Here is a 22,240-nt window from a genome sequence, read left to right as displayed (position 1 = left end):
TCGCGTAAGTTCTATTATTTTTTGATAGCGCGTACCGCACGCCAGCCAAGCAAAGTGGCAAGAATCACTGCATAGACAGCCACTTCGGCAAAGTTGTTCTTGCCCGCGCGCATCCAGAAGAAATGCAGCAGCGCCAGCGGGACCACCAGATAGACCGCACGGTGCAGCCACTGCCAGCGCTTGCCCCCCAGAGCCCTTAGCACCCATTTCGGCGACGTTGCGGCCAGCACCAGCAGGACGGCCCAGGCCGTAAAGCCCACCAGGATGAAAGGCCGCTTGGGAATATCGGCCACGATATCGCCCCAATCCAGCCCCATGTCGAACCAGGCATAGCAAAGCAGGTGCAGGCAGGCGTAGAAGAACACATACAGACCCAGCATGCGGCGATAGCGCACCAGCAGAGTCCAGCCCGTGATCTGGCGCAGCGGCGTTACCGCCAGCACGATGCAGAGAAAACGCAGCGTCCAATCGCCCGTGCTGCGCAACAGGGCTTCCGCGGGATTGGCACCCAATCCATCGTTAAAGGCTGCATAGGTCAGCCATGCGCAAGGCAGCAGACACAGCACAAAGACCAGCGGCTTGGCCCAGGGCTGCAGCAACGGTTTTTGCAACCAGGCCTGCATCAATAGAACTTTTTCAGATCCATGCCCGCATACAGCTGTGCTACCTGATCGCCATAGCCGTTGAACAGCAGCGTCTTGCGCTTTTTGGCAAACAGGCCGCCCTCGCCTATGCGCCGCTCGGTCGCCTGGCTCCAGCGCGGGTGGTCCACATCGGGATTCACATTGGAATAGAAGCCGTATTCGTTGCGCGCAGCCTTGTTCCAGGCCGTACCCGGCTCCTTGTCGGTCAGCCGAATTGCCACCAGCGACTTGGCACTTTTGAAGCCATATTTCCAGGGCACGACCAGGCGCAGCGGCGCGCCATTCTGGTTGGGCAGGACCTCGCCATACATGCCAAAGGCCAGCAATGTCAGCGGGTGCATGGCTTCATCCAGTCGCAAGCCTTCGGTATAAGGCCAGTCCAGCACCGCGCTGCGCAGCCCCGGCATCTGGGATTTGTCGGCCAGGGTGACGAATTCCACATACTTGGCGCTGCCCAGAGGCTGAACCTTCTTCAGAAGCTCGGACAACGAATAGCCGACCCAGGGAATGACCATGGACCAGCCCTCCACGCAGCGCAGGCGGTAGATGCGCTCCTCCATGGGCGCGAGCTTGAGCAAGCTGTCGATGTCCAGCGTCTGCGGCTTTTGCACCAGACCTTCTATGCGCACCGTCCAGGGCCGGGTCCTGAGCGTATGCGCGTTGCGGGCCGGCTCATCCTTGTCCAGGCCGAACTCGTAGTAGTTGTTATAGCTGGTCACATCCTGGTAGCTGGTCACCGCTTCCATGGTCATGGCTCCAGCCACCTTGCTGGTCGCCCCCTTCAAGACAGGCAGATGCGCGCGCTCGGCGGCAGCCAGCGCATCACGACCAGCCCAGCCGGCCAATGTGGCACCCGCAGCCCCCATGGCCAGTGTCTGCATGAAAGCGCGGCGCTGCAGATACCGGGTCTGCGGCGTGATCTCGCTGCCCAGTGGGTGCTCGAAGCCTTGGTTGCGGTGACGTATCAGCATAGGAATGCTCCCAAACGACGATCAAGAGTAGTGCGATTTGGAAGCCCCCTGCGTCAGCAAAGTTCCTCCGAATTCTTCAATAAAAAAGGAGCTGCTAGCGCTTGATGGATAGTGACTTCAAGACTTTTATAGCCTGAAGTCATTTACCCACCAGCGCAAGCAGCTCCATTTATCAGAGTGCCGGCCTACGAAGCCCTGAAGGCTTACAGCTCGCCGTAGCTATGCAGGCCCGAGAGGAACATATTCACGCCCAGGAAGGCAAAAGAGGTGACAGCCAGACCGGCCAGCGCCCACCAGGCGGACACGGTGCCGCGCAGCCCCTTCATCAAGCGCATATGCAGCCAGGCCGCATAGTTGAGCCAGACGATCAGTGCCCAGGTTTCCTTGGGGTCCCAGCTCCAGTAACCACCCCAGGCCTCGGCCGCCCACAGCGCGCCCAGCACGGTGGCGATGGTGAAGAAGGCAAAGCCCACGGCAATGGCCTTGTACATCACGTCGTCCAGGATTTCAAACGAAGGCAGGCGCTGGGCAATGCGCTTGCGCGACAGCAGGATGCCGGCCACGATCAGTGCCGAGATGCCGAAGTAAACAATCCAGTAGCTGCCGCCATTGTCGGTCGCGCCCTTGCGGAAGACGATGGGCTCGAAGCACAGCACCACGCCCAGCAGCCACAGCGGCGCCAGCTTGTACCACTTGGTCTCGGTCGCCTGCTGCTTGATCAGATAGGCAAAGGCCACCATGGCCGACAGCGCAAACGTGCCGTAGCCGATGAAGTTGGCGGGCACGTGCAGCTTCATCCACCAGCTCTTGAGGGCAGGCACCAGCGGCTGAATCTCATGGGCCTGGCGCACCAGCGTGTACCAGAGCAGAAAGCCCACGGCCGCGCTGACCACCAGCATGACAAAGCCGCCCAGGGCGCGTGTGTCGTAATGCTGCTCGTAGTAAAGATAGAAGATGGTCGTCATCCAGCAGAACATGACGAACACTTCGTAGAGGTTGCTGACGGGGATATGGCCGATGTCCGGGCCCAGCAGATAGCTTTCGTACCAGCGCACCATGGTGCCGATCAGCGCCATAGCCACGGCCAGCCACGCCAGGCGCGAGCCCAGCAGCGACATGACGGAGCGCTCACTCCTGGCGAACACGCCAATCCAGTAGAACACCGTGCTGATGAAGAACACCATGCTCATCCACAGAATGGCGGACTGGCTGGAGAGGAAGTACTTCAGGCCGAAGACCGTCTCCGAGCGTGCCAGCTCGCCTCCGTCTGTACCCTGGTACAGGCCTATGGCCATCAACGAGAAAGCCGCCACCGCCAGCATCAGCACCGACAGCGGACGCCAGAACCAGCCCAGCCAGATCATGGCGGGAATGGAGGCCAGCAAAATGCCTTTCTCGTACACATCCATATAGCTGGCATAGCGCTGCAGCGCATAACCGAGCCCCACGGCCACCACGACCGCAAACAACCAGTCAAACCAGTTGCGGCGGGCGAAATAGCCCTCGTTCAGTGTCAATGTCGTCGTGGCGGTGTTCATACAGAACCTCCGGGAGTCTTCTTTTGCACGGGTTTGGCCCCGATCAGCTTGTCGGCCAGCATGGTGAATTCACGGTCACCATCCATGGTCTTGCGGTTGGTGGACAAGGCCATGTTCGCATGGCTTGCACCGTTGTTGGCGGGAGTCAGCCAGATCCAGATGCGGCGGTCACGCACATACAGCATGGCAAACACGCCGATGATCAGGAAGAGGCAGCCCAGATAAACAATGTTCTTGCCAGGGGCTCGTGCCACCTGGAAGACACTGGCCTGCACCTGCTTGAAGTCCGTCATCATGAAAACCACGGGTGCGGGATAGAACTGCGCGTCGCTGAGCGAGAAAACCGACTGCGTCATGAAGGCCTGAGTCTTCTCGTCACCCTCGAAAGGCTTGAGACCCGCCTGGGCGCGCACCTGCCGGGCCAGCTCGTACAGCACGCCATTGAGAATGCGCACCAGCACCTCGCCGGCGCGCTCGCGCTCGGCCTCGGGCACATTGCTGTCCATGAAGTTCGAGATCGCCTGCAGGCCGCCCAATGGCTTGCCATCGGGGCCCTTGATCTTGCCGTCCTTGCCGGCAAACAGCTCCAGCGCCTTGAGGGCGGACTGGGTCAGCGGCTCGGCCAGCTCGGGCTTGGAAACATCGACAGCCTTTTGCACATAGGCACGGGCTGCCTTTTCGGCCATGTCCTTGTCCTGCATGGCCTGGCGCAGGCCCAGGAAAGTGTTCATCGTGCCTTCGGGATCGGCAGGCACGCGCAGATAGCGCATTTCATCGGCCTGGTTCTCACGCACACCCAGCAGGAAAACAGGCTGACCATCACCCGTATCCACGGGCAGCATGTAGTTCTGGAACTCGCGCGCCTGGCCCGAGGCATCACGCAGCTTGTAGCCCACGCTGGGGCCGATATTGCGCAAATCCTTCTTGTCCGTGGTCTTGTGGCCAGCGCCCAGCCGGTCTTCAATCGACTGCTTCAGATCCACCTTGCGCACATCGGTGGCCGAGGCACTCTTGTCCTTGCCGCCAAAGTTTTCCACGTTGATGGTGCGCAGCGCCGTGTATTCGAGTCTGAGCTTGTCCTGCTTGCCATCGGCCAGCTGACGCACGATTTCTGTGGAGTTGCCGATCACGCCTTCCACATCAAAGGGCTTGGAAATGCCGTCCATGGGCATGGCATGCAGCTTGACGGTGGAACCACCGTCATCAAAACTGCTCTGGTAGATCTCTATGCCCTTGTAGCTGGCCGGATGGTTCACTTCCACGCGCTTTTCCAGCTTTTCGCCGGTCTCGCGATCATGAATCACGATATCGCTGGCAAACAGCTTGGGCATGCCGGTGGAGTAGTACTCCACAATGAACTTCTTCAACTCCACCGAGAATGGCAGATCTTGCAGCAAGATGCCATCCGATTGCGCCAGGATGGCGGTACCGGACTGCGTACCTTCGGATACCATGAGGTTGCCGCGGAAAGTCGGATTCCTGGTCGACAGACGGTGCTCGGGTGCCACATCGGAAATCATGCCGCCGCCGGTATAGGGCGTTTTGCCGCCCAGCAGCATCTGGGCACGCACGATCAGATCGCCGTCAAACAAGCCACCCAGACAGATCAGAATGATGGCCGTGTGTGCGGCGATATAGCCCAGCTTGTTGGCCGCACCGGCCTTGGCCGCCAACATCCAGCCTGTGCCAGGGCCTGCAGCCGTGTCACGTTGCTGCAGCTTGACCTTCCAGCCACCGCCTGCCAGTTGCTGACCGATACGCTTTGCAGCTTCCTCCGTAGTGCCGGGCACATCGGCCTCGGCGCGATGGTGAAAGGCCTTGAGGCTCTGCTCGCGGATGTTTTCCTTGTAGGTGCGGATATCGGCCAGATATTTGGGCGCATGACGCATCACGCACAGGCCGGTGCTGATGACCAGAAAAGCCAGAATCAGCAAGAACCACCAAGCGCTATAGACCGCATTGAGCTTGAGCGCCAGAAACAGCTGCGCCCAGAACGGACCAAACTGGTTGACGTAGTTGACCAGCGGCTCGTGCTGCTTGAGCACGGTGCCAATGACCGATGCGATGCAGATCACTGTCAGCAGTGAAATGGCGAAGCGCATCGAGGCCAGCAACTCCAGGGTCGCGCGCACTGCCTGTGAGCGAGAAGAGTCACGATCGCGAAGTGGAAGGTCTGACATGAACGATTTGAAATATCCGGACGCAAAAAGGCGGGTCCATCTGCTGATGCAGCCGATGGCCCGCCTGACTTGGGGGTTGCCTTAAGCCTGAAAGTTCCCGGAATCACCCAGGCATGGAAGTGAAAGACCTTTAACGCAAGCCAGCTATATAGTCTGCCACGGCCTTGATTTCGCGATCGTTAAGCTTGGCAGCAACCTGTGCCATGGGAATGCTATTGGCGCGCTTGCCGTCACGAAAGTCCGTCAGAGACTTCACCGTGTAATCGGCATGCTGGCCCGAAAGACGTGGGTACTGGGCCGGCAGGCCTGCACCATTGGGGCTGTGGCAGCTGGCGCAAGCAGCAATCTGACGATCCTGAATGCCGCCACGATAGATGCGCTCGCCCAGAGCGACCAGATCTTTTTCCTTGGAAAAACCGTTCTTGGGCGCCTGGGTATGCAGCCAAACCGCGATATTTTGCATGTCGCCTTCGCTGAGCGAAGAGGCAAAGCCCTTCATCACGGGGTCGTTGCGCTTTCCGTCCTTGAACTCGCGCAGCTGCTTGACCAGATACTCGGGGTGCTGGCCTGCCAGCTTGGGCTGCAGAGGAACGGAGGAATTGCCGTCAGCGGCGTGGCAAGAGGCGCATACCGCCCCATAACTGGCCTGCCCTTTGGCGGCATCTGCCTTGACAGGTGTTTCTCCTGCAGAAAATGCAGGGAAGGCAGGTGCTGCGAAAATGGCAGCAGTCAGCAAAGAGGCAAGCAACTTCATATCGAGGGGGCCGGGTCTATTGTTGAGAGTGCTAATCCGTCAAATTCTACAATGGGCCTCCCTGAAATAGTTACCGTCATGACCCATGCTTCCCCGGATACAACTCCCGGAAAAACACATTCTTTGATCGACAGCAAGCTTGCGATGGGCTGGATGCACACTGCACGCTTTTTCACGACCGCAGCCCAGCTCAATCAGCTGCCCAAGGTCGAGGTCCCTGAAATCGCCTTTGTGGGCCGCTCCAACGCAGGCAAGTCCACTGCCATCAACACGCTGACCCAGCAAAAACAGCTGGCGTTTGCGTCCAAGAAGCCCGGCCGCACCCAGCACATCAACCTGTTTTCCCTGGGCAAGCAGGGTGTGACCGATGCCGTGCTGGCCGACCTGCCCGGCTATGGCTATGCCGCCGTGTCGCGCACCGACAAGGAACGCTGGCAGCGCGTCATGCTCAACTACCTGATGAGCCGCGAAAGCCTGTCTGCCGTGGTGCTGCTGTGCGACCCGCGCCTGGGCCTAACCGAGCTGGACGAAGCCCTGCTGGACGCCATCCGTCCCCGCGTAGAGCAAGGCCTGAAGTTCCTCATCGTGCTGACCAAGGCCGACAAGCTGACCCGCGCCGAGCAGGCCAAAATACTGTCCATCACCAAGCTCAATGCCGGCGGTGGCGAGGTGCGTTTGTTCTCGGCCCTCAAAAAGCAGGGTGTGGATGATGTGGCCCAACTGCTGTGGCACTGGTGTCACCCCGAGGGAATGCCCCAGGCTGCTCCCGTCACCCAAGCGACGCCTGACGACGGGACACCTGAGCAAAATCAGCCCTAGGCGCTTATCTTGCAAGCGCCAGAAGCTACAAAAAGGAGAGCTTCATGGTCATGACTTGCATGCATTCCCTGTCCACAGGGGTTGAACTGGAATGCCGTGTCAGCGGCGAGCCGGGGCAGCCCCTGTTGCTGTTTCTGCACGGCTTCCCCGAAGGCGCTTTCATCTGGGATGGGCTGCTTGAGCAATTCGGCAGCCGCTACCGCTGCGTGGCGCCCAATCTGCGCGGCTATGGGCGCTCCAGCCAACCCACGGCCATCAGCGACTACCGCGCCAAATATCTGGTGGATGATCTTTCCGCCTTGATTGCACTGGAAAGCGCTGACCAGCGCGCCGCCTGCGTGATTGCCCATGACTGGGGCGGCGCTGTGGCCTGGGGCCTGGCCAACCGCTATCCCCAGCAGCTTGAGCGGCTGCTGATACTCAATTCCCCACATCCCGGCAGCTTCCTGCGGGAACTGCAGTCCAATCCCGTGCAGCAATCCGCCAGCCAGTACATGCATTTTCTGCGCCGGCCCGACGCCCCCGAGCTGCTGGCCGAAAACGGCTGGCAGCGCATGCTGGGATTCTTTCAGAACCCCGACGGCAGCATGCCCGCATGGCTGACGCCCGAGCGTCAGCAGCAATACCGCGAGCATTGGGATCTGGGCGTGCATGGCGCCTGCATGTTCTACGCTGCCAGCCCCCTGGTGCCGCCCCGGCCCGGCGGCAGCGCCGATGAGCTGCAGGACATTCGCGAGCTCAGCCTACCCGATGAAATGCTGCACATTCCTGTGCCGGTGCGCATTCTCTGGGGCGATAGCGACCTGGCACTGCAGCCCGCCTTGCTGCATGGGCTGGAGCAATGGGTGCCGCAGTTGGAGATAGAGCATCTGCAAGGCTGCAGCCACTGGGTGGTCCATGAGAGGCCCGAGGCTGTGCAGCGCGCCCTGACCGAGTTTCTTCAGACGCCAGTGCGCTCCTGAAAAGGAAGCTTCTGGCGCCCAGCCATCATGGCATGGAGAACGATCTGACGCCTATTTCCCGGAGTACAGCGATGGCTCGCCATCAGGGCGCGTCTTGAAGCGCTTGTGCACCCAGTAATACTGCGGAACCATGGTCATGATGGCGGCCTGCAACTCGCGGTTCATGCGGGCGGTGTCGGCCACATGGTCTTCCGTCGGGAAGTTCTCCCAGGCCGGCGTCAGCTCGGCCACATAGCCTTCCGGAGTCATGCGGTTGTAGAGCGCTACCACCTTGGCCTTGCCCAGGCGCGCAAAGCGCGAGAGCGAGGGGATCGTGGCTGTATTCTCTACCGCGAAGAATGGCACGAAGACGGAGTCGTTCTTGCCATAGTCCATATCGGGCAGCAGATACAACAAGCCTCCCTTGCGCACGCAGGAGATGATGGGTTTGACGCCGTCGGCGCGATTGAGCATGCGTACATTGCCGAAGCGCTGGCGGCCGGCCATGAACCAGGCGTCCAGATCGGGATCGGGGTTGGTCGCAAAGATGGAGGTGAATTCACGCTCGGTGTTCAGCGGCAGGGCCAGGCCGCCAGCATCCATGCTGTAGAAATGCGGCGCAAACACGATGGTCGGCGTGTCGCCCTCCAGCTCATGTGTCGCTCCGACCAGCTTGACGCGGCTGCGCACCAGCGCTTCGGAGCCAAACCACAACCAGCTTCTGTCGAGAAACGTCTGGCAAAAGACCTCAAAAGACTCTTTTGCCCAGGCTTTGCGCTGAGCTTGCGGCACATCGGGAAAACACAACTCCAGATTGCGCAGCGCAATGCGCCGGCGCTGACCGGCGACCACAAACAGCACCCGACCAATGAATTTGCCCAGACCGCGCAGCATGGGCAGCGGCAGCTTGGCCAGCACATGCATGAAGCCGATAGCAATCTTGCTGCCGCTCATGCCTTGTCTCCCTGCAGCTTTTCCTCGCGCGGCTGCTTGTAGCGGCCGTAGCCCCACAGGTATTGCTGCGGGCACTGGCGAATGGTGGCCTCCATGGCCTCATTGATGAGCTGGACCGTGGCTTCCAGCGTTTGAGATTCGGGCACAGGCAATTCCTCTAAATACAGCGTGTAGCCCCGCCCCCAGGACTTGCGCTCACACCGGGCCAGGATCACCGTGGCACCGGTCTGCAGCACCAGGCGTGCTGCCAAGGTCATCGTATACGCATCACGCCCGAAAAAAGGCGACCAGATCCCCAAACCGTTGGGTGGCACCTGATCGGGCAGCAAACCGACGGCCGCGCCCTGGCGCAGGGCCTTGATCATCTGGCGCACCCCCGCCAAGGTGGTGGGCACGGCCTGCACACCGGGACGATTGCGTGCGGTTTCCAGAATCTCGGCCAACCAGCTCTGGCGCGCCGGACGATAAAGCACCGTGATGTCGCCATGCTCGGCAGCCCAGCGCTGCGCCGCTGCCTGCACGGACATCTCGAAGCAGCCCAGATGAGGAGTGAGAAACACGATGCCCTTGCCCCGGCCATAAGCCTTCTCGGCACTTTCACCACCGACGATATTGCACTGCGGCAACTGCCCCAGCCAGATACGCGGCATCTCGAACACCATGCGCCCGGCATGCCCTACAGCCGCCTTGACCTGGACAAATCCATAGCCAGCCTGCGCCGCGTTAGCCACAAATCGGCGCCGATAGGTGGGTGATAGCACCAGGATCAACCAGCCCATGGCAGCACCAAGGCCATGTAATAGCCACAAAGGCAGTGCAGCAAACAGTCGAAACAGGGAAGGCATTAGAATAGGCGGGTCGCTGAGTTAAAGAGCAACTTGCAGGGCGACGTAAAAACAAAACTGCTAAAGCGTTCGCCAGGCTCCTGAAGGCTCGGGCAACGCAATTGCCCAAGTACTGAAGGAGTTTTTCATTTATGGCAAACAGCGATTTTCTGTTCACCTCGGAATCGGTTTCTGAAGGCCATCCAGACAAGGTGGCGGACCAGATCTCCGACGCGATTCTGGACGCTATTTTCACCCAAGACCCGCACAGCCGCGTGGCAGCCGAGACACTGACCAACACCGGTCTGGTGGTATTGGCTGGTGAAATCACCACCGGCGCGAATGTGGACTACATCCAGGTCGCCCGCGACACCATCAAGCGCATCGGCTACGACAACACCGAATACGGCATCGACTACAAGGGCTGCTCCGTGCTGGTGGCCTACGACAAGCAAAGCCAGGACATCGCCCAGGGCGTGGACAAGGCCAGCGATGACGAGCTGAACACGGGCGCCGGCGACCAAGGCCTGATGTTCGGCTACGCCTGCGACGAAACGCCCGAGCTGATGCCCGCGCCCATCTATTACGCACATCGCCTGATGGAACGCCAAGCCCAGCTGCGCAAGGATGGCCGTCTGCCGTTTCTGCGCCCCGACGCCAAGAGCCAGGTGACCCTGCGCTATGTGGACGGCAAGCCCCACAGCATCGACACCGTGGTGCTGTCCACCCAGCACAGCCCCGATCAGTCGGAAACAGCGACCAAGATGAAGGCATCGTTCACCGAAGCCATCATCGAGGAAATCATCAAGCCCGTGCTGCCCTCCGAGTGGCTGCAGGAGACCAAGTACCTGATCAACCCCACGGGCCGCTTTGTCGTGGGCGGCCCTCAGGGCGACTGCGGCCTGACCGGTCGCAAGATCATTGTGGACACCTACGGCGGTGCCTGCCCCCATGGCGGTGGTGCCTTCTCCGGTAAGGATCCAACCAAGGTGGACCGCTCGGCCGCCTACGCTGCCCGCTATGTGGCCAAGAACGTGGTCGCCGCCGGTCTGGCGCGCCAGTGCCAGGTGCAGGTTGCTTACGCCATCGGCGTCGCCCGCCCCATGAACATCACCGTGTACACCGAAGGCACGGGCGTGATTCCCGATGCGGAAATCGCCAAGCTGGTGGCCGCGCATTTCGACCTGCGCCCCAAGGGCATCATCCAGATGCTGGATCTGCTGCGCCCGATTTACAGCAAGACAGCAGCTTACGGTCACTTCGGCCGCGAAGAGCCCGAGTTCACCTGGGAACGCACAGACAAGGCTGCCGCGCTGCGTGCAGCAGCCGGGCTGAAATAACCCAGCCCTTTCCAAAAGCCACCCTTGGGTGGCTTTTTTATTGCCGGCGTGATTGGCCGGAGAGCATCAGAGCCCACAGCATTGCGCGACACCTGGGCATGGGCTTGCCATCGTCTTTCATCACTGTCGCACTTCGTTTTACCGGAATCACGGCCAGCTCGGTCAGGTAGGCCAAGATCCTGCGATGCAGTATTTTTAGCCGGGCTCAAAGACCTCTGGGGCTCAGTGCCAGCTCCTGCCTGAAGACCGGCTTGACACGGTAGAGCTGGGCTGGCCGATGCGCCGCACCGCTTTGCATGGCCCCAGGCACAGCCTCCAGCCAATCCATTTCATCCATCTTGCGCCGGAAGCTCACCTTGTTCAGCGTCTCGCCCAGCAGGTTTTCATAGACCTGCTGCAACTGCGGCAGCGTGAAGGTCTCGCCGCACAGATGCACAGGCAACGAGGAATAAAGGCTTTTGCTGCGCACACGCGCCAGTGCGGCATTCAGGATGGAGCGATGGTCAAACGGCAGCTGTGGCAGTTCAGACACCGCCACCACGTTGATATCTTCGCGTTCCGGCGGTAGTTTCTGCACCGGCAGCAAGGCGCAATAGGCAATCGCCACCGACCAGCCGCGCGGGTCGCGCGCCGGGCCGGTAAAGGTGGCCAATTGTTCCAGATACGCCCCCTCAATACCCACTTTGCTTCTGAGCACCCGCGCCGCACTGGCCTTGGCGTCGGCGTCTTCTTCGGCATGGATATAGCCACCGGGCAGAGCCCAGACACCGGCAAACGGAGCTGCCGCACGCCGCAGCAGCACGGCATGCAGCTGCTGCTCGACCAGCGTCAGCAACACCACATCGACACTGACATGCACCGGAGCTCTGGGCTCATCTCTTTGATTCATTTTTTTACCAACTATTTTTTCTCTTAGTAATTATTTCACAATCATCAAAAATTACTTAGTTGCATTTTTAATTTAAGCCTCTTAAACTGCAGCCATCGCACAATGCACGGAAGATGAAAACCATGAGCCACCACAGCACACAGCTACTCATCATTGACCCGCAAAACGACTTCTGTGATCTGCCGGACAACTGGCTGCCCGCCTACTCCAATCCCGGCATGCACCCGGAACCCATCCTGGCTCCGGTGCTACCCGTTTCGGGCGCTCACGAAGATATGCTGCGCCTGGCGGGCTGGATCGCGGCCCATGCCGCAGGTATCGACCAGATCACCATCACCCTGGATTCGCACCAGAGCTATGACATCGCCCATCCGGCTTTCTGGCAGCAGCGCAATGGTGCCTCCATCACGCCCTTCACCCAGATCACGGCGGCTCAAGTACGTGCCGGCGAATTTGCACCACGCAACAGTGTCGAGCTGGCCCGCACCCTGGCCTATCTGGACCAGCTCGAGGCCCAGGGCAGCTATACGCTGATGGTCTGGCCCATGCACTGTGAAATCGGCAGCTGGGGCCATGGCATCCATGCCAGCGTGCTCAAGGCCTGCCGCGACTGGGAAGAAAGCCAGCTGCGCGCCGCGCGCCATGTCTTCAAGGGCATGAACCCCTGGACCGAGCACTACAGCGCCATCCGTGCCGAGGTACCCGACCCGCAGGACCCCGAAACCGGCCTGAACACTGCGCTGTTGGCCCAGTTGCGCGCCAGCGGCACCCTGGTGATTGCAGGCGAGGCCAGCAGCCACTGCGTGCGCGCCACCACCGAGCACATTGTGGAAAACTGGGGCAGCCAGGACTTCTCGCGCATCGTGCTGCTGACGGACTGCATGAGCCCTGTGGGCGGCTTCGAGTCCGCACACACCGACTTCCTGCAGCGCATGCAGGCAATCGGTGTACGCTGCGAAACCAGCGTCAGCTTCGGCCTATGAGACAAATCTGCCTCAAGCGCTTTCCTGCAAAGCGCGAGCCGCTCCTATTTTTGAAAAGAAAAACGGCATGACTCCCATCATCACCAGCCTGCTGGATACCGACCTCTACAAATTCACCATGTGGCAGGCCATGCTGCACCGCCACCCCCAGACCGAGGCGGAGTATGAATTTGTCTGCCGCACACCCACCGCCTTCCCGCTGACCGACCTGCTGCCCGAGGTAAATCAGGAGCTGGATGCCCTGTGCAGCCTGCGCTTCACGCCCGAGGACCTGGGCTACCTGGCCAGCCTGCGCTTCATGAAGAGCGACTTCATCGACTTTCTGCGCATCTTCCAGTTCCAGCGCTCCTTCATCAAAGCCTGGGCCGAGGGTGAGACCCTGCACATCGTGGCCAGGGGCCCGCAAGTCCATGTGATGGGCTTCGAGATCTATGTGCTGGCCATCGTCAACGAGCTGTACTTCCGCCGCTTTGATGCCGAGACCGCACTCACCGAGGGCCGCAAACGTCTGGCTCTCAAGATCGAGCAGCTCAGGCATCTGGCCATGGAGGCCAAGCTGCGCAACCCCTTCGAGCTGTTTGACTTCGGTGTACGCCGGCGCTTTTCCGGCCCCTGGCAGCGCGAGGTGGTGCAGGCTTTTGCCGAGCAGACCGCGCAATGGTTCAAAGGCACATCCAATGTGCTGCTGGCCCGCGATCTGAATCTGGTTCCCATCGGCACCATGGCCCATGAATATCTGCAAAGCTATCAGGCGCTGGGCGTGCGGCTGCGTGACTTCCAGGTCGCGGCCCTCGAAGACTGGGTGCAGGAATACCGTGGCGACCTGGGTATCGCCCTGACCGATACCGTGGGCATGGATGCGTTTCTGGCCGACTTCGACATGTACTTTGCCAAGCTGTTCGATGGCCTGCGCCATGACTCTGGCGACCCTTTCGAATGGGGCGAAAAAGCGTTGGCCCACTATGCCCAGCTGCGCATAGACCCGCAGAACAAGCGCCTGGTGTTCTCGGACGGACTGGACCTGGACACGGCCCTGGCGCTCTACCACCGCTTTGCCGATCGCATCCAGTGCGGCTTCGGCATAGGCACCCGGCTGACCAATGATATGGGCCTGGAGACCATCAACATCGTGATGAAGCTCACCCATGCCAACGGCCAGCCCGTGGCCAAGATTTCAGACTCGCCCGGCAAGACGCTGTGCAACGACGAGACCTATCTGGCCTATCTGCGCCAGGTCTTCAATATTCCCGAGCCCGCTGCCAAGGCTGCCTGAACCACCGGAGAGAGCTTATGTTGAAAGTCACCCTTGCCCAGCTGAACTACATGGTGGGCGATATTGGCGGCAATATCCGACGCATGCGTGAAGCCGCCGCCAAGGCCGCTGCCGACCAGGCCGACCTGGTCGTGTTTTCCGAGCTGTCGCTGTCCGGCTACTACCCCGGCGACATGCTGGACGAGCCCAGCTTTCTGCAGCGGCTTGATTCGGGTCTGCAGGACCTGCTGGCTGCCACGCGAGAGTTTCCAGCTCTGCACTGGGTCGTGGGCGCGCCCACGCGCCACAAAGGGCCGGGCAAACCGCTGCACAACAGTCTGCTGGTGCTCAAGAACGGGCAGATTCGCCTGCAGTACGACAAACAGTTGCTGCCTACCTACAACATCTTTGACGAACGCCGCCACTTCGAGCCCGGCGCCGACACGGCCAAGGTGCTGCGCATAGGCCATTGCCAAGTGGGCTTTCTGGTCTGTGAAGACGGCTGGAACGACGAAGGCGCGGACTATGCGACCAACCCCTTCTCGCGCATGGGCGACGCCGCGCCGGACATGGTCGTCAGCATCAACGCCAGCCCCAGTCATCTGGGCAAGCGCGAGCAGCGTCATGAGGTCTTCACCCAGGCCGCCGCGCGCCACAAGTTGCCCATCCTCTATGTGAACCAGATCGGTGGCCAGGACCAGATCGTGTTTGACGGTGCATCGTTCGCCGTCGAACCCGAGGCCGGCGTGGTGTTCGAGGCCAAGCGTTTTGAAGAAGATATCTACACACTGGAGCTGGGCGACAACGGCCGCTTTCAGAGCGTGGATGGCGCTCCCTTCCAGGCCATACCCGTGCAGGGCCTGCCCACCATGGAGTTCTACCGCCAGCAGATCGTGCTGGGTCTGCGCGACTACGCGCGGCGCTGCGGCTTCAAACAAATTGTGGTTGGCAGCTCGGGCGGCATCGATTCAGCCTTGACGCTGGCACTGGCCGTGGATGCTCTGGGCGCGGACAACGTGGTCGGCATCACCATGCCGTCCAGCTACTCCTCGGCCGGCTCGGTCGACGATTCGGTAGATCTGTGCCGCAATCTGGGCATCAAGCTTTATGAGCACCCGATCAAGGAGCTGGTCACCACCTATGCACGCCAGTTCGAGGCCAGCTTTGGGGAGCCACTCAAGGGTCTGGCGCTGGAAAACCTGCAGGCCCGCGCACGCGGCACCACGCTGATGGAGTTTTCCAATGCCTTTGGCCATCTGCTGCTGACCACGGGAAACAAGTCCGAAGTCTCGGTGGGCTACTGCACGCTGTACGGAGACACCAATGGCGGCCTGGGTCTGCTTGGCGATCTGTACAAGACCGAGGTCTTCGAGCTGTCACGCCACATCAACCAGCATGCGGGCCGCGAGCTGATTCCGCAGGTCATCATCGACAAGCCGCCATCGGCCGAGCTAGCCCCGGGCCAGAAGGATGAAGACAGCCTGCCGCCTTATCCGGTGCTGGATGAAATCCTCAAGTGGCATATCGAAGGCCAACATCTGCCCGGCAAGGAATACATTCAGGCAGCCGCGTTTGTGGAGCAGCTCAGGCAACAGCCCGGCGGCCCCGAGACGATCGCCCACGTGCAAAAGCTGGTGTTCCGCAGCGAGTACAAGCGCCGCCAGGCCCCGCCCATGCTGCGTGTACGTCCACGCGCATTCGGTACGGGCCGGCAGATGCCAATTGCGGCACACTATGAATAAGAGCCGTCAACACAAACCTTGATACGTTGATGCGAAGCTGCGGCGTCCGTCCTTGTCGTACCAACCGCACAGCCTGCGGCTTCACGCCTCGTTTCGACCGCCAACCTCCGGTTTGCCCGGCCGTGTGACCGCTCCATAAAAGTGAGCTGGCCGCGCTTTTCAAATAAGCGCTGCAGCCATTTTTGACCATATCCGCCCTCGCGGGCACCGATTTCTGTACGGGTTTTGCTCTCATGCCTCAAGCCAGTTCCTACACCACCAGCAAGCGTGTTCTTTCCACAGCCCCGGAAACCTTGCCGACATCGGTACCCCTGCACACCGCCGTGCTGATTGGCCGCTTTCAGCCCTTGCACAACGGTCATATGGCCTTGCTGCGCGCCGCGCTGGAACGTGCACGCCAGGTGGTGGTGGTGCTGGGCAGCGCCTGGCAGGCGCCCAACCCGAAAAACCCCTTCAGCTGGCAGGAACGCGCACAGATGATGCGCGATGCGCTATCCAAAGAGGATGCCGAGCGTGTGCACTGCGTGCCCGTGCGCGACTATTACAACGAGCCTCTGTGGGTGCAGGCCGTGCGCGACGCTGTGGCCGCCCATGTACCCGAGGGTGCCAGCGTGGCCCTGGTCGGTCACTTCAAGGATTCCAGCAGCAGCTATCTGGCACGCTTTCCCGGCTGGGAGCTGATCAGCCTGCCGCGCCTGGGGCAGTTCGATGCCACGCCGCTGCGCGAAATCTTCTTTGGCGAAGGCTCCGCCTCACCCCAGGCCATGGATGCAGCGCTGACCCAACTCGCCGACCAGATGCCGCAGAGCACTCTGGATTTTTTACGCCACTGGGCACACCAGCCGCTGTATGTACGTATGCAAAAAGAGTGGCATATGCTGCAGGCCTACAAGCAGGCCTGGGCCAAGGCTCCCTACTCCCCGGTTTTTGTGACCGTGGACGCCCTGCTGCGCTGCCATGCCAAGGGCAAGGATCAGGTGCTGCTGATTCAGCGCGGCCACGCGCCAGGCCAGGGCCTGTGGGCCATGCCTGGCGGCTTTCTGGAGCAACGCGACAGCCTCTGGCAATCCTGTGTGCGGGAGTTGCGCGAGGAGACCTGCTCGGCGGTCAGCGAGGCCGATCTGCTGGCCGCCCTGCAGGCCGTGCAGGTGTTCGATCACCCGGACCGCAGCCTGCGCGGGCGCACCATCACCCATGTGCATTATCTGGACCTGGGCGTACAGCCCAGTCTGCCGCCCGTGCAAGGTGCGGACGATGCAGCGCTGGCACGCTGGATTCCTGTGGCCGATCTGGCCCAGATGGAGGCAGAGTTCTTCGAGGATCATTTTCAGATCCTCTGCCAGTTCCTGCCCATCACCCTGGCACGCAATGAGCCAGCGAGACGGATCGCCTGAGATTCAATATAAAAACCATAGCCTCCAGCGCTTTACCATCAAGCGCTGGAAGCACTTTTCTTCAAAAAATTATGAGCCAGCTGAATATCCGCCCTGCCACCGAGCAGGACATCGACCTCATCCTGCACTTTGTGCGCGAACTCGCCATTTATGAAAAGGCCGAAGACGAAGCCAAGGCCACGCCCGAGCATATCCGCCGCACGCTGTTTTGCGAACATCCTGCTGTCTTCGGCCTGATCTGCGAGGTTGAGGGCAAGGCCATAGGCTTTGCCGTGTACTTCTTCAATTACTCCACCTGGCAAGGCCAGCATGGTCTGTATCTGGAAGACCTGTATGTCACTCCCGACGCCCGCGGTCATGGCGCAGGCAAGGCACTGTTGCAGCGTCTGGCACAGATTGCACTGGACAAAGACTGCGGCCGCTTCGAATGGAGCTGCCTGGACTGGAACACGCCATCCATCCAGTTCTATGACAGCCTGGGTGCGCTGCCCCAGAACGAGTGGATTCGCTATCGTATGACGGGCTCTGCGCTGCAGGCCCTGGCTCACCCCAAGCAGTCGAACTAAAGCAACAAAGCGGCAACGACTCTTGTGTGAAAGCCATCAAACTGACGCAAAACCCATGACTAAATGCGATATACGCAATATCCGTTCTGTTCACAAATTCGGTTTCAGTCAGAATGAGAAGTTCTGCCAAAAAACAAGAGCAGAGGCGGCATCAGCCGCCCTATCACACACTATGGGAATCCGTGGATGCCTAGCTACCAAGAACTCATTGCTCGCAAGAACGAGCTGGACAAGCGCATAGAAGAAGCGCGCCACACCGAAGCCAAAGAGGCTTTGGCCACCATCAAGCAGCTGATCGACACCTTTGGCTTCACGGTGCAGCAAGTCTTCCCCTGGAAGCCCGAGGAAAAGAAAAAGGCCGAAGCCAAGTACTACGATCCGGAAAGCGGTGCGTCCTGGTCCGGCCGTGGCAAGCCTCCCAAGTGGCTCGAAGGCAAGGATCGCAGCCTGTACGAAATCAAGACCACTCCCTCGTTTGACTTCAACGCACCGCGCGACGAAAACAATCCTTTCCCGGTTCAGTAAACCGGAACCCCATCGCCGCTTGGTCTGAGCCTCCAGCTCGACCATCCGGCAAACGCGCTTCAGAGTGAGCAGCTTTCATCGGGCGCATCAATCCTGAAACCATCCCAAGCCGGTGCCTGCGGTACGCACCGTGACTTGTATCCCTCCCGCCTTCTGCCTGTGCTTTGCGTCAGCGAACTGCGGAGCCACACCATGCGCCCCCTGCAATCAAAGCGGAGCAAACACCGGCTTTGACCAAATGCGGCCCTCCGGGCTAGTACTTGCCCTCAACATGACAGGGTCTGCTCTTGAAAGCGGGGCAATTTGCCTTATTATTAGCACTCAAGGTGGTTGAGTGCTAACAGCTTGACCCCATATGTTCCGAATGTCAGCCAAGAAGGCTGGCAAGTCTTGTTTCAACTTTGTTGATGTATTTAGGAGTTGGTATGAACCTGCGTCCCCTGCACGATCGCGTGATCGTCAAGCGCCTCGAAAACGAAACCAAGACAGCCTCGGGCATCGTGCTCCCTGATGCTGCTACCGAGAAGCCTGACCAAGGCGAAGTGCTGGCTGTGGGTCCCGGCAAGCGCAATGACAAGGGCGAGCAGATCGCTCTGAACGTGAAGGTCGGCGACCGCGTTCTGTTTGGCAAGTACTCGGGCCAGACCGTGAAGATCAACGGCGACGAGCTGCTGGTCATGAAGGAAGACGACCTGTTTGCAGTCGTCGAAAAGTAAATCACCTTCGATTTACGCTTGCCTCAGGTCTGCCTTTGAGCGCCTGAGAGCAAGAACTTCAAGAACTCCCATATTCATAGCTTTTAGCGCTTATTCAGTAAGCGATTAAAGCCAAATTGAACCAAATTTCTAGGAGCCAAAAATGGCAGCTAAAGACGTAGTATTCGGTGGTGAAGCACGTGCACGCATGGTTGAAGGCGTGAACATTCTGGCTAACGCCGTCAAAGTGACCCTGGGCCCCAAGGGCCGTAACGTGGTGCTGGAGCGCTCGTTCGGCGCCCCCACCGTGACCAAGGACGGTGTGTCTGTGGCCAAGGAAGTGGAACTGAAGGACAAGCTGCAGAACATGGGCGCCCAGCTCGTGAAGGAAGTGGCCTCCAAGACCAACGACATCGCCGGTGACGGCACCACCACCGCCACCGTGCTGGCCCAAGCCATCGTGCGCGAAGGCTCCAAGTACGTGGCCGCTGGCCTGAACCCCATGGACCTGAAGCGCGGCATCGACAAGGCTGTCGCCGCCCTGGTGGAAGAGCTGAAGAAGCAATCCAAGGCCACCACCACGTCCAAGGAAATCGCTCAGGTTGGCTCCATCTCCGCCAACTCCGACGAGTCCATCGGCCAGATCATCGCTGACGCGATGGACAAGGTCGGCAAGGAAGGCGTGATCACCGTGGAAGAAGGCAAGTCGCTGGACAACGAACTCGACGTCGTTGAAGGCATGCAGTTCGACCGTGGCTACCTGTCGCCCTATTTCATCAACAACCCCGAAAAGCAATCCGCTGTTCTGGACAACCCCTTCGTGCTGCTGTTCGACAAGAAGATCAGCAACATCCGCGACCTGCTGCCCACGCTGGAAGCCGTGGCCAAGGCCGGCCGTCCTCTGCTGATCATTGCCGAAGACGTCGAAGGCGAAGCCCTGGCAACCCTGGTGGTCAACACCATCCGCGGCATCCTGAAGGTTGTGGCCGTGAAGGCTCCTGGCTTCGGCGACCGCCGCAAGGCCATGCTGGAAGACATCGCCATCCTGACCGGCGGCAAGGTCATTGCTGAAGAAGTCGGCCTGTCGCTGGAAAAGGTGACTCTGGAAGACCTGGGCCAGGCCCAGCGCGTCGAAATCGGCAAGGAAAACACCACCATCATCGACGGTGCTGGCCAAGCTGCCGAAATCGAAGCCCGCGTGAAGCAAATCCGCGCTCAGATCGAGGAAGCCACTTCCGACTACGACCGTGAAAAGCTGCAAGAGCGCGTGGCCAAGCTGGCCGGCGGCGTTGCCGTGATCAAGGTTGGCGCTGCCACCGAAGTCGAAATGAAGGAAAAGAAGGCCCGCGTGGAAGACGCCCTGCACGCCACCCGCGCTGCTGTGGAAGAAGGCATCGTGGCCGGCGGCGGCGTGGCCCTGTTGCGCGCCAAGCAAGCTGTGGGCGCTCTGGCTACCGGCAATGCCGAACAAGACGCCGGCATCAAGCTGGTGCTCAAGGCCGTGGAAGCTCCTCTGCGCGAAATCGTGGCCAACGCCGGTGGCGAGCCCTCGGTGGTCGTGAACGCTGTGCTGAACGGCAACGGCAACTACGGCTTCAACGCTGCCAACGACACCTACGGCGACATGCTGGAAATGGGTATCCTGGACCCCACCAAGGTGACCCGCACCGCCCTGCAGAACGCCGCTTCCGTGGCATCCCTGCTGCTGACCACCGAGTGCATGATCGCCGAAGCCCCCAAGGCCGAAGGCGCCGGTGCCCCTGATATGGGCGGCATGGGCGGCATGGGCGGCATGGGCGGCATGGGCATGTAATTGCCAGGCTGCTGACCGGATGCTTCAGACCATCCGGTTCTGCTCAAAACAAAAGGCCGCAAATGCGGCCTTTTTCACGTCCAGGCTGTTTATCCAGAACATAAAAAAGCCAGCCAAATGATTGGCTGGCTTTTTTGTATTTGAAGGCTTCGCTTAAAAACGATGGCGCAGACCAACGGTGACACCGGTACGTGTTTTCGCTCCATTGGCATCCAGCATCACGCCTGCACCGCCTTTGGTCTTGGTGTGATCCACAGCGAAATAAGCGTCAGTGCGCTTGGAGAAGGCATAGTCAGCCACTGCAACGATAAAGTCTGCTTTGCCATTGAAGGCACCGGTCGCCGATCCCGATTGCTTGGCGTGGTAGTAATGCAGGCCCGCATTGAGTTGAGGCGTGACTTGATAGCCAAAGCCCACCTTGAACATCTCGCGCTTGTTGGCAAAATTCCCGGGGGCATTACCCGCAATAAAACCTCCATTGGAAGAGCCAGTCCAGTATGCGTTCAGCAAACCGGCATCGAAAATAGCACCGGCACCCGCAGCCCCCAGACTATCCTTGACCTTGTTCTGGCCATAGCCGGCCATCAGGTACAAAGCACCGGTACGGTAGGAGCCACCCAGTGTCCAGGCGTCCACATCAGTACCGGCCGGCAAGGTCGTTCGCTGGAAAGCACCACCCACGGAAATTCCATCGGCAGAGTAGCGCAGATATCCACCTGCGGTTTTCAGCGCCAAACCTCCTGGCGTCATATCAATACCGCCGCCTTTTTTGGCAAAAGTATTACCTTCGTCAAAAGAATACTGCAGCCCCGCGCGAACCGGACCAAACTCAGCCACGTACTTGAGCATATTGTTTGCGCGCGCACCCAGAGACATGCCGATTTCAGGCTTGTAGGCATCCATATAAGGGGAATATGGGAACGATGCATAGGTCGAAGTCACCAGATCGAACAGTACGTTGTACTGACGCCCCATGGTCAGCTGCCCAAAACTGGTACTGCGCAAACCCACCCAGGACTGAGCAAAGTAAGGCTGCGCCGTGCTGGGCGTGCCAGAGTCCGTCCAAAAGCGATTCTCCAGATTGGCGATAGCCGACAAACCTCCGCCCAGATCTTCCTTGATATTGATACCCCAGCGGCTCTCCGACATACCTCCACCAATCATCTTGGTCAGGCCGCTCTTATTCGCTCCTTCATTCGTCGTATGACGAATCGCCGCATCCACAATGCCATACAGTTGCACGCTGCTTTGCGCATAGGCCATTGTTCCCAGGGAACCCAGCACAGCCAAAGCCAATGTTTTTTTCACAAATGATGTCGCCATTGTGTTGTCTCTCTCTTAGTTAACAAGCGGTTGGTGGAAATTTCATTCTAGAAATGCTCATACCCACTGCGTAACCATTTGCACAAGCACAAC

Annotated in this window: 20 protein-coding genes; 11 read left to right on the top strand and 9 right to left on the bottom strand. The window is 59.9% G+C overall.

Translation table 11 applies throughout. The features are described 5' to 3' along the window. Positions 1 to 14: 14 nt before the first annotated feature. From QMY55_RS03545 to QMY55_RS03525, 5 genes are all read right to left on the bottom strand, one after another. Positions 15 to 623, bottom strand: a complete 609-nt coding sequence (locus tag QMY55_RS03545) for a protein-methionine-sulfoxide reductase heme-binding subunit MsrQ (RefSeq protein WP_283487330.1) — start codon at positions 621 to 623, stop codon at positions 15 to 17. Then, complete coding sequence (gene msrP / locus QMY55_RS03540) at positions 623 to 1,615, bottom strand: protein-methionine-sulfoxide reductase catalytic subunit MsrP (RefSeq protein WP_283487329.1); 993 nt, start codon at positions 1,613 to 1,615, stop codon at positions 623 to 625. Before msrP ends, QMY55_RS03545 begins: the two co-directional genes overlap by 1 nt. 203 nt (positions 1,616 to 1,818) lie before the next feature. Continuing rightward, the gene (gene ccsB, locus QMY55_RS03535; protein ID WP_283487328.1) at positions 1,819 to 3,153 is read right to left on the bottom strand and encodes a c-type cytochrome biogenesis protein CcsB; all 1,335 of its coding nucleotides are present in this window, start codon (positions 3,151 to 3,153) and stop codon (positions 1,819 to 1,821) included. After that, positions 3,150 to 5,333, bottom strand: a complete 2,184-nt coding sequence (locus QMY55_RS03530; protein ID WP_283487327.1) for a cytochrome c biogenesis protein ResB — start codon at positions 5,331 to 5,333, stop codon at positions 3,150 to 3,152. The genes ccsB and QMY55_RS03530 overlap by 4 nt, the downstream gene beginning before the upstream one ends. 130 nt (positions 5,334 to 5,463) lie before the next feature. After that, positions 5,464 to 6,087, bottom strand: coding sequence for a c-type cytochrome (locus QMY55_RS03525; protein WP_283487326.1), 624 nt, complete (start codon positions 6,085 to 6,087; stop codon positions 5,464 to 5,466). Between the two features lie 78 nt (positions 6,088 to 6,165). Here QMY55_RS03525 and yihA point away from each other — a divergent pair, with 78 nt between their 5' ends. Together yihA and QMY55_RS03515 are read left to right on the top strand one after the other, a co-directional pair. Further along, positions 6,166 to 6,906 (top strand): ribosome biogenesis GTP-binding protein YihA/YsxC, encoded by a 741-nt coding sequence (yihA, locus tag QMY55_RS03520; protein WP_283487325.1) that lies wholly within the window; start codon positions 6,166 to 6,168, stop codon positions 6,904 to 6,906. A 44-nt stretch (positions 6,907 to 6,950) separates the two neighbouring features. Further along, positions 6,951 to 7,868, top strand: a complete 918-nt coding sequence (locus tag QMY55_RS03515; RefSeq protein WP_283487324.1) for an alpha/beta fold hydrolase — start codon at positions 6,951 to 6,953, stop codon at positions 7,866 to 7,868. 51 nt (positions 7,869 to 7,919) lie between these two features. Here the strand turns inward: QMY55_RS03515 and QMY55_RS03510 are convergent, their stop codons facing one another. Both QMY55_RS03510 and QMY55_RS03505 read right to left on the bottom strand, forming a co-directional pair. Then, on the bottom strand, positions 7,920 to 8,801 hold the full coding sequence (locus QMY55_RS03510; protein WP_283487323.1) for a lysophospholipid acyltransferase family protein: 882 nt from the start codon (positions 8,799 to 8,801) through the stop codon (positions 7,920 to 7,922). Then, positions 8,798 to 9,646 carry a lysophospholipid acyltransferase family protein gene (locus QMY55_RS03505; protein WP_283487322.1) on the bottom strand — a complete coding sequence of 283 codons (849 nt, stop codon included), beginning with the start codon at positions 9,644 to 9,646 and terminating at the stop codon, positions 8,798 to 8,800. The genes QMY55_RS03510 and QMY55_RS03505 overlap by 4 nt, the downstream gene beginning before the upstream one ends. Positions 9,647 to 9,777: 131 nt before the next feature. Here QMY55_RS03505 and metK point away from each other — a divergent pair, with 131 nt between their 5' ends. Next, entirely contained in the window at positions 9,778 to 10,965 is a 1,188-nt protein-coding gene (gene metK / locus QMY55_RS03500) for a methionine adenosyltransferase (RefSeq protein ID WP_283487321.1), read from the top strand. Between the two features lie 205 nt (positions 10,966 to 11,170). Here metK and QMY55_RS03495 read toward each other — a convergent pair whose 3' ends face one another. Continuing rightward, positions 11,171 to 11,854 carry an NUDIX hydrolase gene (locus QMY55_RS03495; protein WP_283487320.1) on the bottom strand — a complete coding sequence of 228 codons (684 nt, stop codon included), beginning with the start codon at positions 11,852 to 11,854 and terminating at the stop codon, positions 11,171 to 11,173. A gap of 122 nt (positions 11,855 to 11,976) precedes the next feature. Between QMY55_RS03495 and QMY55_RS03490 the strand changes: the two genes are divergently transcribed. From QMY55_RS03490 to groL, 8 genes are all read left to right on the top strand, one after another. Continuing rightward, positions 11,977 to 12,837: a cysteine hydrolase family protein gene (locus QMY55_RS03490; protein ID WP_283487319.1), complete on the top strand. Its 861-nt coding sequence runs from the start codon at positions 11,977 to 11,979 to the stop codon at positions 12,835 to 12,837. Positions 12,838 to 12,904: 67 nt separating this feature from the next. After that, positions 12,905 to 14,110, top strand: a complete 1,206-nt coding sequence (pncB, locus tag QMY55_RS03485) for a nicotinate phosphoribosyltransferase (protein WP_283487318.1) — start codon at positions 12,905 to 12,907, stop codon at positions 14,108 to 14,110. Between the two features lie 17 nt (positions 14,111 to 14,127). Next, positions 14,128 to 15,831, top strand: a complete 1,704-nt coding sequence (locus QMY55_RS03480) for an NAD+ synthase (protein WP_283487317.1) — start codon at positions 14,128 to 14,130, stop codon at positions 15,829 to 15,831. A 233-nt stretch (positions 15,832 to 16,064) separates the two neighbouring features. Further along, the gene (locus QMY55_RS03475) at positions 16,065 to 17,225 is read left to right on the top strand and encodes a bifunctional nicotinamide-nucleotide adenylyltransferase/Nudix hydroxylase (RefSeq protein WP_283487316.1); all 1,161 of its coding nucleotides are present in this window, start codon (positions 16,065 to 16,067) and stop codon (positions 17,223 to 17,225) included. A 71-nt stretch (positions 17,226 to 17,296) separates the two neighbouring features. After that, the gene (locus QMY55_RS03470) at positions 17,297 to 17,791 is read left to right on the top strand and encodes a GNAT family N-acetyltransferase (protein ID WP_283487315.1); all 495 of its coding nucleotides are present in this window, start codon (positions 17,297 to 17,299) and stop codon (positions 17,789 to 17,791) included. Positions 17,792 to 17,977: 186 nt separating this feature from the next. After that, complete coding sequence (locus tag QMY55_RS03465; RefSeq protein ID WP_283487314.1) at positions 17,978 to 18,316, top strand: H-NS histone family protein; 339 nt, start codon at positions 17,978 to 17,980, stop codon at positions 18,314 to 18,316. Positions 18,317 to 18,741: 425 nt separating this feature from the next. Next, on the top strand, positions 18,742 to 19,032 hold the full coding sequence (gene groES / locus QMY55_RS03460; RefSeq protein WP_283487313.1) for a co-chaperone GroES: 291 nt from the start codon (positions 18,742 to 18,744) through the stop codon (positions 19,030 to 19,032). A gap of 142 nt (positions 19,033 to 19,174) precedes the next feature. Further along, entirely contained in the window at positions 19,175 to 20,824 is a 1,650-nt protein-coding gene (gene groL, locus QMY55_RS03455) for a chaperonin GroEL (protein ID WP_283487312.1), read from the top strand. Between the two features lie 153 nt (positions 20,825 to 20,977). Here the strand turns inward: groL and QMY55_RS03450 are convergent, their stop codons facing one another. Beyond that, positions 20,978 to 22,147, bottom strand: a complete 1,170-nt coding sequence (locus QMY55_RS03450) for a porin (RefSeq protein WP_283487311.1) — start codon at positions 22,145 to 22,147, stop codon at positions 20,978 to 20,980. Between the last annotated feature and the right edge of the window lie 93 nt (positions 22,148 to 22,240).

The sequence above is a fragment of the Comamonas resistens genome (genome assembly GCF_030064165.1).
Lineage (GTDB): Bacteria > Pseudomonadota > Gammaproteobacteria > Burkholderiales > Burkholderiaceae_C > Comamonas > Comamonas resistens.
This window is presented reverse-complemented; position numbering and strand designations above follow the sequence as displayed.